General features: G+C 31.5%; 11 protein-coding genes and 1 pseudogene. 7 read left to right on the top strand and 5 right to left on the bottom strand.

Annotated features, from left to right (window positions below):
• The first annotated feature begins 138 nt into the window (after positions 1-138).
• A complete protein-coding gene (locus tag MNO09_RS17275; protein ID WP_000831942.1) occupies positions 139-945 on the top strand; it encodes a DegV family protein in 807 nt (268 codons plus the stop codon).
• 134 nt (positions 946-1,079) lie between these two features.
• On the opposite strand, the gene MNO09_RS17270 is transcribed toward MNO09_RS17275, so the two are convergent.
• Positions 1,080-1,652, bottom strand: coding sequence for a DJ-1/PfpI family protein (locus MNO09_RS17270; protein ID WP_088107269.1), 573 nt, complete (start codon positions 1,650-1,652; stop codon positions 1,080-1,082).
• 584 nt (positions 1,653-2,236) lie between these two features.
• Here MNO09_RS17270 and MNO09_RS17265 point away from each other — a divergent pair.
• A complete protein-coding gene (locus MNO09_RS17265) occupies positions 2,237-3,454 on the top strand; it encodes a methyltransferase domain-containing protein (protein ID WP_000703273.1) in 1,218 nt (405 codons plus the stop codon).
• Between the two features lie 92 nt (positions 3,455-3,546).
• Here the strand turns inward: MNO09_RS17265 and MNO09_RS17260 are convergent, their stop codons facing one another.
• Entirely contained in the window at positions 3,547-4,731 is a 1,185-nt protein-coding gene (locus MNO09_RS17260) for an MFS transporter (RefSeq protein ID WP_001009828.1), read from the bottom strand.
• Between the two features lie 644 nt (positions 4,732-5,375).
• Here MNO09_RS17260 and MNO09_RS17255 point away from each other — a divergent pair.
• Both MNO09_RS17255 and MNO09_RS17250 read left to right on the top strand, forming a co-directional pair.
• On the top strand, positions 5,376-6,674 hold the full coding sequence (locus tag MNO09_RS17255) for an MFS transporter (RefSeq protein WP_088107270.1): 1,299 nt from the start codon (positions 5,376-5,378) through the stop codon (positions 6,672-6,674).
• A gap of 54 nt (positions 6,675-6,728) precedes the next feature.
• Positions 6,729-7,205, top strand: coding sequence for a methyltransferase family protein (locus MNO09_RS17250; RefSeq protein ID WP_000971288.1), 477 nt, complete (start codon positions 6,729-6,731; stop codon positions 7,203-7,205).
• Between the two features lie 49 nt (positions 7,206-7,254).
• On the opposite strand, the gene MNO09_RS17245 is transcribed toward MNO09_RS17250, so the two are convergent.
• Positions 7,255-7,953, bottom strand: coding sequence for a hypothetical protein (locus tag MNO09_RS17245; RefSeq protein WP_033657770.1), 699 nt, complete (start codon positions 7,951-7,953; stop codon positions 7,255-7,257).
• Positions 7,954-8,460: 507 nt separating this feature from the next.
• On the opposite strand from MNO09_RS17245, the gene MNO09_RS17240 reads away from it, so the two are divergent.
• Complete coding sequence (locus MNO09_RS17240) at positions 8,461-9,261, top strand: GNAT family N-acetyltransferase (RefSeq protein WP_001107082.1); 801 nt, start codon at positions 8,461-8,463, stop codon at positions 9,259-9,261.
• Between the two features lie 45 nt (positions 9,262-9,306).
• Positions 9,307-10,171 (top strand): annotated as a pseudogene (locus tag MNO09_RS17235) (glycerophosphodiester phosphodiesterase).
• Between the two features lie 271 nt (positions 10,172-10,442).
• Here MNO09_RS17235 and MNO09_RS17230 read toward each other — a convergent pair.
• Positions 10,443-10,904 (bottom strand): hypothetical protein, encoded by a 462-nt coding sequence (locus MNO09_RS17230; protein ID WP_000021530.1) that lies wholly within the window; start codon positions 10,902-10,904, stop codon positions 10,443-10,445.
• Positions 10,905-11,078: 174 nt separating this feature from the next.
• Between MNO09_RS17230 and MNO09_RS17225 the strand changes: the two genes are divergently transcribed.
• Positions 11,079-11,609, top strand: coding sequence for a DUF4269 domain-containing protein (locus MNO09_RS17225; RefSeq protein ID WP_000495201.1), 531 nt, complete (start codon positions 11,079-11,081; stop codon positions 11,607-11,609).
• Between the two features lie 45 nt (positions 11,610-11,654).
• Here the strand turns inward: MNO09_RS17225 and norG are convergent, their stop codons facing one another.
• Positions 11,655-13,088: an efflux pump transcription regulator NorG gene (gene norG / locus MNO09_RS17220; RefSeq protein ID WP_088107272.1), complete on the bottom strand. Its 1,434-nt coding sequence runs from the start codon at positions 13,086-13,088 to the stop codon at positions 11,655-11,657.
• Positions 13,089-13,229 lie beyond the last annotated feature (141 nt).

The following is a 13,229-nucleotide window of genomic DNA, read 5'->3' as shown; positions in this document are numbered from 1 at the left end:
AAAAAATATTCACATTTACTATTCATCTACTATAGCCAAAACAATAAAGTCCTGTTACTATTACAGGGATATTCTCTTTTCGTAACATAAATATATAGAAAAGTCAGAAAAGAGGAATTGAATTAAGGGAGGAACAACATGAAGCGTGTTGCTTGGATTACTGATAGTACAACTGCGAGTTTTACAACAGAAGGAGATAATTTTGTTATCCCGATTGAAGTTATTATTGATGGTGTGTCGTACAAAGATTGTGAAGAAGGTGTGCGTGAGCGCGTCTATAATGCGTTAAACGAAGGTAAAACTGTCACTACATCACAGCCTAACATAGGGGAAATGGTAGAGTTATTTTCGAAATGCAAAGAAGAATATGAAGAGGGATTTGCAGTTGCTATTAGCGGAAAAGTAAGTGGAACTTATCAAAACATGAAGTTAGCTGCAGACATGGCAGGTTTCCCATTAACGGTATTGGATAGTGAAACAACAAGTTATCCAATGGATGAATTAATTAGAAAAGCGAAATCGTTATACACTGATGGTATGACGTTACAAGATATACACAAAACATTGGTAGATGAAAAAAGAAGACCTTTCCACGTATTCCCGAAAAGTTTAAAAGGCCTTTACGCAAGTGGGCGTGTAAAGGGAGTTCAATTTTTACTTGGAAGTTTATTAAGTGTTAACTTAATATTAGAAGTAAAAGGTGGAGAACTTTTACTTGAAAAGAAAGTTCGCAAAATCCAAAAATGTCGAGAATACATTAAAAATGAGCTTGAAAAAGAATTACCAAAAGTACTTCATATGTTCCATGCTAATGATAAAGATGGAGCTGAAGAATGGATTTCAGATATTAGACAAGCATTCCCTGAAATGGACTTTAAACTATATCCATTACCAATTTCATTTGCGGTTCATGCAGGTGAAGGTACAATAGCAATTAGTTATTAAGATGAAAACCCGTGAATGATTCACGGGTTTTTTATTTAATTAAATTGAAATTGGAGGCATATTACATCGCTATCAAGCAAAAAAGATCATTTTATCATTTTTGGGAGCAACCAATCCCTCAACTTGATTTGAAATTAAAAATATAAACCTTTGCCTACTGGCTGAACAGTTTCTAGCACAGTATTGACCATTTCTTCATTGATTAGGGTTCTTATAATCCACGCTGAGAGATCTTGAGCTGCAAAACAGCCTGCAGCAGTCGAAATATTTCCTTCGTTCACGAAACTTTGTTCAATAACGTCCACATCAAATTCTTTAAGCTGTTCTACTGCGGATGGATATGTAGTGGCTTTTTTACCTGTTAGCAATTTTTTAGCTCCTAGTAGTAATGAACCAGAACACATAGATCCTATTAATTGTCTTTGAGGATCTACATGAATACTATTAATATATTCTTGGTTTTTATATAAATCTTGTACACCCTTACCACTTGCAAATATTACAGCGTCAGCAGACGGAATATCAGATATGCTTTCTGTCATGGGAATACGTAAGCCAGACATGGATATATGAGTTTTTCCCGTTCCTAATAGTTGAACGTTCCAATCAGAAATACCGCCAACTAAACGTACACGATTTAATAAATCCCATGGTAGAAAAACATCTATATCAGTAAAGTTATCAAAACAGACTATTGCAATTTTCATTTTCTAATCCACCCCTTACTGTTGTTACCAGTGCCAATTAACGTTTCTAATAAAACAATCGCTTTAACATTTGATTCTAATTCCATAAGTATGTCCCCTTATTTACAAGATGAACTTCTCCTGTTTATGTTCTATATTAAGTTATAAATCCCTGTATATTCCATGCATTTGAAAGAGGTGTTAGCAATTTTTTAACTCACCCAAACATATAAATCAATTAAATCTTCTGCTTAGTTTCTACCGATTCATTCTACAAAACCAACATTTTTAGCAATAACTTCGTAAGGTATTTGGAAATGAGAATCTTTAACTTTCTCGAGCAAGTTGGTGTAATTCATCACATACAGAAATAGAAATAAAAGTGTCATCAGAATAGTAGTCCTGCTCCACTGGTTAAATAAAGGAGAGGTGATGATATCCGTTTACATGTATATTTTATTAAATAAAAGATTATACACTTATAAAATATGTGGCATTGAAATATCCTATACATACCTTAAATTCTGTTGTATAGAGAGATAAAAGGATTTTTAAAGATAAAAATAGAAATCTATATAAAAATATATATAAATGGTAGTGATATTATGAAAATCAGTAAGTTTGCAGAAGTAAATAATGTAAGTATTGATACAATTAGACATTATATGGATCTCGGCCTCATTATTCCTGAAAGAAAGGGATCGCATTATTTTTTTGATGAGTATTGTCAAATAGATTTAGAACTTATATTACATTACAAAGATCTAGGATTTAGCTTGAATGAAATTAAAGAACTATTTTTTTATAAAAATTTAGCGAAATCTATGAATTACGAAAATGATACTTTTTACCAATCTTTATTTAAATTGAAATATGACAAGATGGAACAGGAAATAGAGCTTTTGGAGAAGAGGCGGGATAAATTAAAGGAAGTGTTACAAGATTTATTATTAACAAATGAAACTTCAAATTCAATTATAGGGATAGATTTAAGCGTACTTCATTTACTTACATGTTCTAAGTGTAGCGAAAAACTAATTCTTCAAGATGGAATTATTACTAACAACCAAATTACTGAGGGGAAGCTAATTTGTAATTGTGGTGAAGAATATATTATTACTTCAGGAATTATAACTGCGGGTAAATTATTTAAAGTTAATGAGCAAACGTCACTTGAAGATACTATATCGGATTATATTCATGAAACTGATAATGCGTATTTGGAAAATATGCATAGGGAAGGGGAATGGGCGAAAAAGAAACTAGTACATTTAAATTTAAATAACAAATTAATACTGGATTTAGGATCGGGACTTGGATTCTTTTTGAGAAACATTTATGAAGAACTGCCCGAAAATTGCCTATACATTGCAGTGGATCGAGATTTAAATAAACTTTTATTTTTAAAAGATGTATTAGCGAGAAGAAATCCGAAAAGAAACATTCTCTTTATCTGTGCTGATTTTTTGAATATCCCTATTCAGAATCAGTCAGTTGATGTTGTAATTGATCATTCTGGTACGAGCAATTATAGTTTTGAGCATGAGGATTTTTTACTTCACGAATTAAATCCACTTTTTAAAACGGATTGTTATTTAGTAAGTTTATTTATTTTATTTAAAAATTTCAGCTCAAATAGCCAAATTACAAATAACTTTCGAGAAAATTTTACACTTTCAAAAGTAACGAAAGAAATCCAAAATCTACACTTTCATTCCATTGATGAAAGTACTTCAAATTATTTGACACGAGGAGGAAAGTACGAGGATTTCTTTGTTCAAGGAGAAGAAATTTATACATATTCATTTTTCGGAAAAAGATAAGGGCAATCCCGTCAAAAAAAGTCCGGTTTTATAACTGGACTTTTTTGACGATTTATATTTAGACTCTTTGCGATCAAAAGACAAAGAGAATGTTAATCTACATGTTTAGCACTCACATGACACTCTCTTGCCGATGTATGTCTAGTAAGAGAAAAGATAGCCAAACCTAAAGACAATAGAACTAGAGATCCACCAACCCAGGCCATATGAGCGACATTATGTACTTGTTTTAAGGCTATACCTCCAACTGCAGAGCCGAGCGAAATTCCTATTTGTAGAGCTGAATTATTAAAACTTTGCTGTATATCTGACGTATCTGGAGCAGTTTGAATTAAATAACTTTGTAGAGGTGGTGCAAGTCCCCAACTCAATGCAGCCCAAACTATCATAACGGGAATAAATAGGCTAATAGAAACTGTCGTGAACGGTAATATAAATAAGATTAGAGCAAATAAAGTAATAACTATTACTATACTTTTTGGAGCGCCTATTTTATCTGATAATCCACCGCCGAACGCTCCGCCACTTACTGCAGCTATACCAAACATTAAATAAAATATGCTAATCCAATAAGGGCTTAGTTGAAACTTTTCTTCTAAAAAAGGAGTAAAATAAGCATATAAAGTATAGTGTCCTGCTAACATAAACATGGTAGCTAGATGAGCAGCACCTAGTTTTGGACTACACACGGCTTTTAATTGGATAGATAAAGGAGTTCGGTTTTCCTCCCCAGGTATTTTCTCTAAAAATAATGAAATTAAGATAATAGATCCCAATGATAAAATAGCTATACATAAAAAAATAACTCTCCAGCCAAATGTGTTCGAAATTAATATGCCTAGTGGAACTCCTAAAACAAGTGAAGAGCTAATACCCATATAAATTAATCCTAATGCTTTTGCTTGGTAAGAGGGATTAACAATCTTAGCTGCAATTGTAAGGGAAAGTACGACAACTAAAGCAGTACTCATAGCAGTTAATATTCGTGCTATCATCATAAAAGTAAAGTTCGGACTAAAATAAGTAAGTATATTTCCAATTAGAAAAGTGTAAAGTGAAATAATATACAATTTTTTTCGTTCCACTTTACTTGTGAAAATCAATAATACAGGACCTGCTATAGCATAAGTAAAGGCGAAAATTGTAATTAATTGACCAGCGGAACTTAATGAAACATTAAAATCTTTAGCGATGTCTGGCAATATTCCTCCAACAATAAGCTCTACAAGCCCTACTGCTATTGTTGCTAAAGCTAATATAAATACTTTGAAATTCATTTTTTGTATTCCCTTCTCATCATTATTTACCTTAGAACAAAAAAACTCCTGACCACAAACGCTAAAAGACGCGTTTTGTAGTCAGGAGTTATTGGTTCCTGGTAGAGACCCCCAAGCCATTATACATGATTCTCATATGTAATTAATCAATGTAATAGAAGATATCATATTACTTTTTACATTTCAATAAAAAAAATTTGCATTCGTATACGTGTACCCATATAAAAGAGATAAAATGGGCTTTCTGAAACTCTAATAATTTTACCTTTCGATGGAAGTGCGATCTAAATAATTCAACTATTGCTAACTTTCACTAATGAAGATTATATAAATAACAAACGTAAGTATTAAACGGGTATATCAAGTAAAAAAGCGACATCCTTTCTGTAGAATTAATTTTAGAAAAGGGTGGCGTTTTTTATATGTATATTTTTGTATCTAATCAATTACAACTATTTGCTTAAGCAATTCTAAGCTATTTATCTTCAAATCATTGACGGTAGATGAGATTAGTTTAATGGGCATGGGGTTAACCCCATCTTTTTTTATTTCTTTGTATTAATTTTTAAACACAATGTATTGATATTGGGTTAACCCAATAACTTACACTTAATGTAATACAAAGAAAAGTGGGGGGAATTGTTATGGGAAGTTTACGATTGCATATAGAAAATAAAAAAAGAAACCAAGAACTAAGAAATATTTGTTTATATTCAATTGCAAAAACAGTATCAATATTCGGTAGCTCTATGTATAGTTTCGCGCTAGGATTATATGTTTTACAAATAACTGGATCTGCGTTAAATTTCGCGATTACGCTCATATTAGGAACGATTCCAATGATTGTTATGAACCCATTTGCCGGTGTAATTGCTGATAAAGTTAATAAAAAGAAACTCGTCGTTTGTATGGATTTACTAAGTGGGTGCTTATTAATAACTGTTTATATATTAAGCAGCTATTATGTATTAAACTTATTCATCATTTATACTACTACCTTTCTAATGACGGTCTTTACAACCTTTTTTGGAATAGGATTAGAGGCTGCAAAACCAAATATCGTCTCTAAAGAGAGGCTTATGAGTATTAATTCTATAAGTAAAAGTATCGATTCTGTATCTTTAATTGTCGGCCCTATGTTAGGTGGCATCGTTTTTTCAGTATTTAATATTAAGACTTTTATAATTATAAACGGTATTTCTTTTATTCTTTCAGGGATAGCATTACTATTTATTCATTTTAGATTGTTCGAGTACAACATAAATGAGGAAAATTCAAAAAGAGGAGTTCATTTTATTAAAGATATAAAAGAGGGGTTTTCTTACTTACTTGAAAAGGAAAGCTTAAAGAATACGTTTCATATTTTAATTTCGTTTAATTTCTTCTTAGGCTTTGCTGTAACTGTTCCATTGCCATACATTATTAACACAGTACTCAATCTTAGTTCTAAGCAATTTGGTATCATTCAAGGGACTTTTCCAGTAGGGATGATACTTGGTGCGATTGTAGTAAAAAAGATAACGGATCGTTTTTCTTACTCTTATCTTTTGAAAAAGCTAAGTTCTATGTTGTCAGTTTGTATGATTATTTTAGGGATTCCAGTTTTATTCAAAAGTTTTGAAGTGAATGATTTTGCATTCGTTATTACGTATTGTGTTGTTATGATCTTTTTAGGTTTTATTATAGCGCTAATTGATATTCCTTTAATTTATTTCATGCAAAATGAGATTCCCAATGAATACAGAGGAAGGGTTCTCAGCATTGGATTAAGTATAGGTAAAATGATGCTTCCTATAGCAATGGTAGTGTCCGGGCTATTATTAAATTATATCCCAGCCTACATCATTCCAATTGTAGGTGGAATCTTATATTTAATAGTAATTAAAGTTTCATCAAATCGTTTCACGTTAGAAGTTCATTCGAAAGATTATAGTGCTTCGTAGAATCCAATAGAACTTTTTATAGCTTTAATTATTACCGCTTTACGATTAACAGCTATGATGTTTATATGGTTGCCTAGAGGGATTGCATGGCAAGAAGTCATTATGAACAGTATTGCTTTTGGAATAAATTATGTAGGTTTTCCAATCTTAATGATTACTAGTAATCAGGATTCAAACTTAACAGTTCTTATTATAGGCTGGACATTGTTTTTAGGAGGAAGTATATTAAACACAGTTTCAGAGTTACTTAGAAAATCTTTTAAAGACAATCCTATAAATCAAGGTAAGCTATATACAGGCGGTTTATTTAAATATGCGATTCATATTAATTATCTTGGAGATTGCATTTGGGTGCTTGGTTTAGCGTTAATCTCTAACAATCTTTATAGTTTGTTTATTCCTATAGGCCTATTCTTAGTATTTGTTTTTGACTATATTCCAAAATCTGATGTTTACTTACAAAACAAGTACGGGGAACAATTTACAGTGTATAAACAGAAAACCAAAAAACTAATACCGTTTATTTGGTAAATCCGTTTCATAAATTATAAAAAGCGCAGGATCATTATCCTGCGCTTTTTTATCGTAATTCAGCTGTTTTTCTAATAACAATCTTATCAATATCATCTTCTTCATCACCGATAAATAAACCGCGTTCTTTTAAATACGCCTCAAAATATAAATCTGCTTCTGCACGTTCATCATATGGTTTTACAGATAGAACGAAACCTAATTTATTTTGTTCCTCTAAATGAGAAGTGGAGATGTAGGCCGGTACATTGTGGCGTAAAAAGAGTTCTTTAACCGGAATAATCATATCTTTCATTAATTTCGTTAACATACCCATTTCAAACTCGAAATTAAAACGATCTATGCTACATAAATCAGCGAATACTACACCGATAAAACCTGTATTAAATACTTCTTGATATTCTACTTCTTCGTTACCGTAAAAATTCTTTTCGATTAAATAATTTATAAAGTAAGAAACACCGTCACTTTGTTCAAATGGTTTCGTTGAAAGAACAAAGCCGATTTTCTTTTGTTTATGTAAATACACACATGACATGTATGCTGAAATGTTATGTTCTTTAAATAGAGAACTTGTTGCTCCAGAGAGGCCATCAAGTACGTGATGAACAATTTGAAGTTTTTTACGAGCGAAATAATAGGATTTCTTTTGTAACTCCAATGTATCAATAAAGACAGAGCCGATAAAGCCTGTATTTGAAATAATAGGTGTTTGCTTTTTTCTTCCTCTGCGCTTTGCTTGAGCCATTGTGAAAATCATCCCTTCATGTACAATTAAAATAAAAAAGAACGCTTGTTCGTATATGTATATTTTACTATTAAAACGCTCTAAAGTAAAGGGTTTTTGATGAAAAAATAACAAAAAAGACACCTATTAAAGGTGCCTTAAACGCTGTAGGGAAGAGGGTTCATCCCAACTATTTATATTATGATACAGAAACGATCTCTTCTGTATCTTCTACATCTAAATGACAGTCCATAGTACGAACATCTTGATCTTCATGACTTCCGAAATAAATAGTAATTTTCATATGTATCGCTCCTTTATTCTAGGAATACCTAAAATAATTACTAGTAATGTTACTGTTTATTATATACCACTTTTTTCATTCCGACAACGTTATATCATTTTTAATTCTTTTAGGGTGAATAGAGTGATGTATAGAGCTATTTTTATAGAAATAGGCACATTTCATATATGTTATATTTAATACGGAACGATTCGAATACGAATTATTATGAAAGGAGAAAATGAATGAATTATAAACAGTTATTAATAGATAACTTCACATATAAAACGTCATATATTTCGCGGCAAGTACATGGAATGAATGTAAAAGAAACGAAGGATTATGTTGCTGTCGACTGTGGTTTACCTGCAGATACATTTAATATCATTACTTTATTAAACAATGATTTAACGGAAGGTATTGAGAAATTATATAAAGTGGTAAACAACTATAATCAAAAGAAATTTCCAATGAGTGTTTGGTTTTGGAATGATAGGTATGAACAGATTATAAAAAGCGAATTAATAAAACTTGGCTTAAAAGAAGCAGAACAAAATATCGCGATGGTAGCAGACTTAAAAACAATTCATCCAACAATAAACATGCCAGAAGGTTTTACGATACAAAAAGCATCTTCGCCAGGACAAATTAAAAATTTTGGGGAAACGTTAGCTAATCTATTTGGTACATCAGAGGAAGGTACACATGTACAAGCATTCTACAATGAAACTGCTTCTTTCGATTTATGGAATAGTGAGAATATGAAACTATATTTAGGGATTTTTAAAAATGAAGTCGTATCTGTTGGTTCAATAGTATGTACAAAAGATAGTATTGGTATTTATGATATAGCAACTAAAGAAGAAATGAGAGGGCAAGGATTTGGCTCTACTATGTTTAATTACTTGCTGCAAGAAGCAAAAGAATTGAAGGTTGCTCAATGCGTATTACAAGCTTCACCTGATGGAATTAATATTTATAAAAAGGCTGGCTTTCAATCTGTTGGACAAATGACTGTTTTTGAAAATCGACATTTATTTGAATAAATTATCCAAGCCAAATTAATTTCATGTAGGAGTTAATACATCATTATGAAAAGAAAATATATAGTTACAATCATTTGCACCTTTATAGTAATAGGTACTTTTGTTTTTCATAAAGCAAATGAACTTAAGTACACGAAAGCTATTAATCAATTAAATCATATAAAAAACATTGCACATAGAGGCGCTTCTGCGTATGCGCCGGAACATACAATAGCAGCGTATAAATTAGGGCAACAATTGAGAGGAGATTATATAGAAATTGATCTCCAAATGACAAAAGACGGACATTTAGTAGCTATGCATGATGAAACAGTAAACCGCACTACAAACGGTACGGGGCTAGTTAAGGAACATACATTAGAAGAAATAAAGCAACTTAATGCAGGGTCTTTTTTTTAATGAAAAGCATCCAAGTTTAGCGAAGAAAGAATTTGAAGATGCTAAAGTTCCAACACTAGAAGAAATTATTGAAACGTTCGGGCAAAGCGCTAATTATTACATTGAAACAAAATTGCCAGATGAATATCCTGGTATGGAAGAAAAGCTATTAGAAATTATAAAGCACTACGAAATAAGTGATAAAATTATTATTCAATCATTTAGTGAAGAAAGTCTGCAAAAGATTCATGGTTTAGATGTTAATATACCGCTAGTACAATTACTACCTTACAAAAAGGCAGCTCATTTAACTGAATTAGAGATAAAAAAGTATAAAACATACTGTATCGGTCTTGGGATGAACTATAAATATATTGATTCAGCTTATGTAAAGAGTATAAAGAAAAATGGATTAGAAGTTCATCCATTTACTGTAGATAATGAAACAGATATGAAAAAGTTAATTTTATGGGGAGTTGACGGGATGTTTACGAATTACCCAGATCGTTTACATTCATTATTACAGCCTTAAACTATAATGGTGTAATTATCACTGAATCAATAATACAAGTACCCACAAGTATACAAAGATAGTTTGTCATCCAAATGGTAACATCATTGAATACATAGAGCCGATATTGAAATGCAATCCGAAAAAGAATCCAATATTTTTATTGGATTCTTTTTATTTAGCTCTAAGTGACGAACTTAAAGCAATATGAATTTGAATTTGTTAATAAAATATTACATTGAGTATGATTTTTTATAATTACCATCAGAAAGTAACGAAATTGTAATGAATTTTAACTACGCTTTTTATATTTTTTTGATACACTGGCTACGAGAGGAATACCGATTAATGTAGGTAAAAACCAAAACCATATAGGCGGTAATAAATTAATTATGGGAATATGAATACCGACGTTTACTAAAAGTGCGGTAACGGCACCTATATAAGAGCCTAACATACCTCTAATATGGTGGTGAAGCCAATTTTTCCAACGTTTTTTTCGTGCGAGGTATCCATATATCGCAAATGAATAAGAGAAAATTGCTACATAAAATAAATATGCGATTTTATCCCAATTTATAATGGATAATATAATTGCAGTAACGGTGATAACAACATAGGATGCATGATATATTTCACCCCATTCCGTATGTTTTCCTTTTTTCTTTTGAGCAACCATCGCTACAATACCGCTGATTAAGCATATTGTTCCAAATAATATGTGGATGGTTAAAAGAATGTGAAAAATGCTCATAATAATTCCTCCTTTTTTATTTTTATAGTATTGCAGTATAGGAGGAAAGTTGAAACATATTGTTTGTTCGTCTTAATATATTGAAGTATTGGTACTCCTAGTACAAGTTTCAACGGATAAATTTTTCTTGAATTTAATAATACACGTATTACGCGAAATGAAGGAGAGACTTCCATGTTTACATCAATTACATATTTACAATCTGGGAATGAGAAGCAACAAAAAGTGTATGATGTTTTGAATAAACTTAACATTATGGAGGATTTAACTTTGTATAGTCCGGTTCTTTGCGGAACAATTCCTATTAGAATTGATACTCTTCAATCTGACTTAGATATAGTAATGGAAGTACATAACTTTGATGTTTTTGAACAGGAAATGAGATCTTTATACGGTTCTTATAAAGGATTCAAAATAAAAAAGAAAAAAATTAAAACTACAGAATCGATAAAGGTAAATTTTGAATTTGAAGGTTTTAAATTTGAATTATTTGCTCAGCCTAAGCCAGTGCGTAACCAAAATGCATATAGACATATGATAGTAGAGCACATGTTATTAATGCAGCATCCCCATATAAGGGAAGAAATTCTTCACTTAAAAGAGAACGGTTTAAAAACAGAACCTGCTTTTGCTCAAGTATTAAATATTGACGGAGATCCTTATGACGAACTTATTTTATTGGGACAGGAAATGAGATTGTGGTAAATATGATATACAAAAACTCCTCTATAAATAAAAGAGGAGTTTTTGTTATGGCATTAGCTTACGAATTAATTCACTCAGTAATCTAATCCCGTTAGTCATTTGCTCCGAAGAAGCATATCCATATGATAAACGAATGTACCGATCTGATTCTTCTTCATATATACGTCCTGGGTTTAAAAGAATTCCTTTTGATAGCGCCTCTGAAAATAATTTCTTCATCGGAATGCTAGGTACAATCTTTAGCCATATAAATAATCCGCCACTAGGAATATCCCACGATGCAATATCTGCGCAGTACTTATTTAAAGCTCGTATCATGATTTGTCTTCGTTCTTTTAGTTTAATTCTTACGTTTGCAACATGTTCTTCATAAAAACCTTTATTTATCCATTCAGCAGCAACTCTTTGGGATAATGAGCTTGATCCATAGTCTGTTTGCATTTTTATATCTGACAATCTATCAATTACAGGTTCTGGTCCAATAATCCATCCAATTCTAAGTCCAGGAGTAAGTGTTTTAGAGAGACTACCAACATATAATATATGTCCATGTTTATCTATCGACTTTAAAGGAGCTGGAGGTGGTTCATCAATCCATAACTCGCGGTAAATATCATCTTCAATAATAGGTAACTGTTCTTTTTCACATATTTTTAATATTTCTTTTCTTCGTTCTTGAGACATTAATATCCCTGTTGGATTTTGAAAACAAGGGATAGAATATAAAATATTTTTCTTTTGACTATATTTAATTCGTTTTAAAAATTCGTTAGGTAAAATACCGTGATGATCCATAGATATACCAGATAGATTTATATTTGCTGATTGAAATACATGAAGTGAATATAAGTAAGAAGGCTGTTCAAGTAAAACGGTTGATTCTCTATGCAAAAGACCAATTGATATTAATTGGAGTGCTTGTAATGCACCAGAGACGATTAATATAGAACTGGCTGATGTATGTATTCCGAATGATTTTACGTATTTACTAATTGCTTCACGTAACGGTAAAAAACCTTTTTGTTCTTCGTATCCAAAATACTCTAATTCCTCACATACGCTTTTCATAATCGTCTGCATAGTTTCTAGCGGGAAAAGTTGAGGCGCAAGTTCACCTTTACTAAGATGGATAAGTTTTTTATTTGCTTCTGCTTCATTGATTTCTCGTACTATTAACTTGCTAGGTTTATGAATACCGGCCTTTACATATTCACTCCAATCAGGCGGGGGATTCGTCGCTAATAATGACCATGTATTATTTGTTACAATTGTTCCTGCTCCAATTTTCCCTTGAATCAATCCATCTGCCATAAGTTCATCTAGCGCAGTTATTACAGTACTTCGATTTACATGAAATAATTTGGCTAACTGCCGTTGACTAGGAATCTTACTTCCAATAGGCCATTCACCGTTTTCAATTTTTTCTTTCATATAGTCTACTATCTGCCGATATTTAGGCAGTTTTTTATTAGTTGTCATAAAAAAACTCCTCGTTCACTTTATAAATGCCAAGTGGTTGGTTTTTACGATAAGTAACTGGTTGAAGACATTGTATCAACTATTAAATATGATGAAAGAAATAATTGGTAATTATAAAGTGGTTGGTTTGAAGGGGGAGAA

Origin of the sequence: Bacillus sp. N5-665 (assembly GCF_022637375.2) — a bacterium.
GTDB lineage: Bacteria > Bacillota > Bacilli > Bacillales > Bacillaceae_G > Bacillus_A > Bacillus_A wiedmannii.
This window is presented reverse-complemented; position numbering and strand designations above follow the sequence as displayed.

Excerpts from the sequence above, each read along its gene's own strand:
- MNO09_RS17270 (WP_088107269.1), bottom strand. The coding sequence starts at position 1,652 with ATGAAAATTGCAATAGTCTGTTTTGATAACTTTACTGATATAGATGTT.
- MNO09_RS17230 (WP_000021530.1), bottom strand. The coding sequence starts at position 10,904 with ATGAGCATTTTTCACATTCTTTTAACCATCCACATATTATTTGGAACA.
- MNO09_RS17255 (WP_088107270.1), top strand. The coding sequence starts at position 5,376 with ATGGGAAGTTTACGATTGCATATAGAAAATAAAAAAAGAAACCAAGAA.
- norG (WP_088107272.1), bottom strand. The coding sequence starts at position 13,088 with ATGACAACTAATAAAAAACTGCCTAAATATCGGCAGATAGTAGACTAT.
- MNO09_RS17245 (WP_033657770.1), bottom strand. The coding sequence starts at position 7,953 with ATGGCTCAAGCAAAGCGCAGAGGAAGAAAAAAGCAAACACCTATTATT.
- MNO09_RS17260 (WP_001009828.1), bottom strand. The coding sequence starts at position 4,731 with ATGAATTTCAAAGTATTTATATTAGCTTTAGCAACAATAGCAGTAGGG.
- MNO09_RS17225 (WP_000495201.1), top strand. The coding sequence starts at position 11,079 with ATGTTTACATCAATTACATATTTACAATCTGGGAATGAGAAGCAACAA.
- MNO09_RS17275 (WP_000831942.1), top strand. The coding sequence starts at position 139 with ATGAAGCGTGTTGCTTGGATTACTGATAGTACAACTGCGAGTTTTACA.
- MNO09_RS17265 (WP_000703273.1), top strand. The coding sequence starts at position 2,237 with ATGAAAATCAGTAAGTTTGCAGAAGTAAATAATGTAAGTATTGATACA.
- MNO09_RS17250 (WP_000971288.1), top strand. The coding sequence starts at position 6,729 with ATGATGTTTATATGGTTGCCTAGAGGGATTGCATGGCAAGAAGTCATT.
- MNO09_RS17240 (WP_001107082.1), top strand. The coding sequence starts at position 8,461 with ATGAATTATAAACAGTTATTAATAGATAACTTCACATATAAAACGTCA.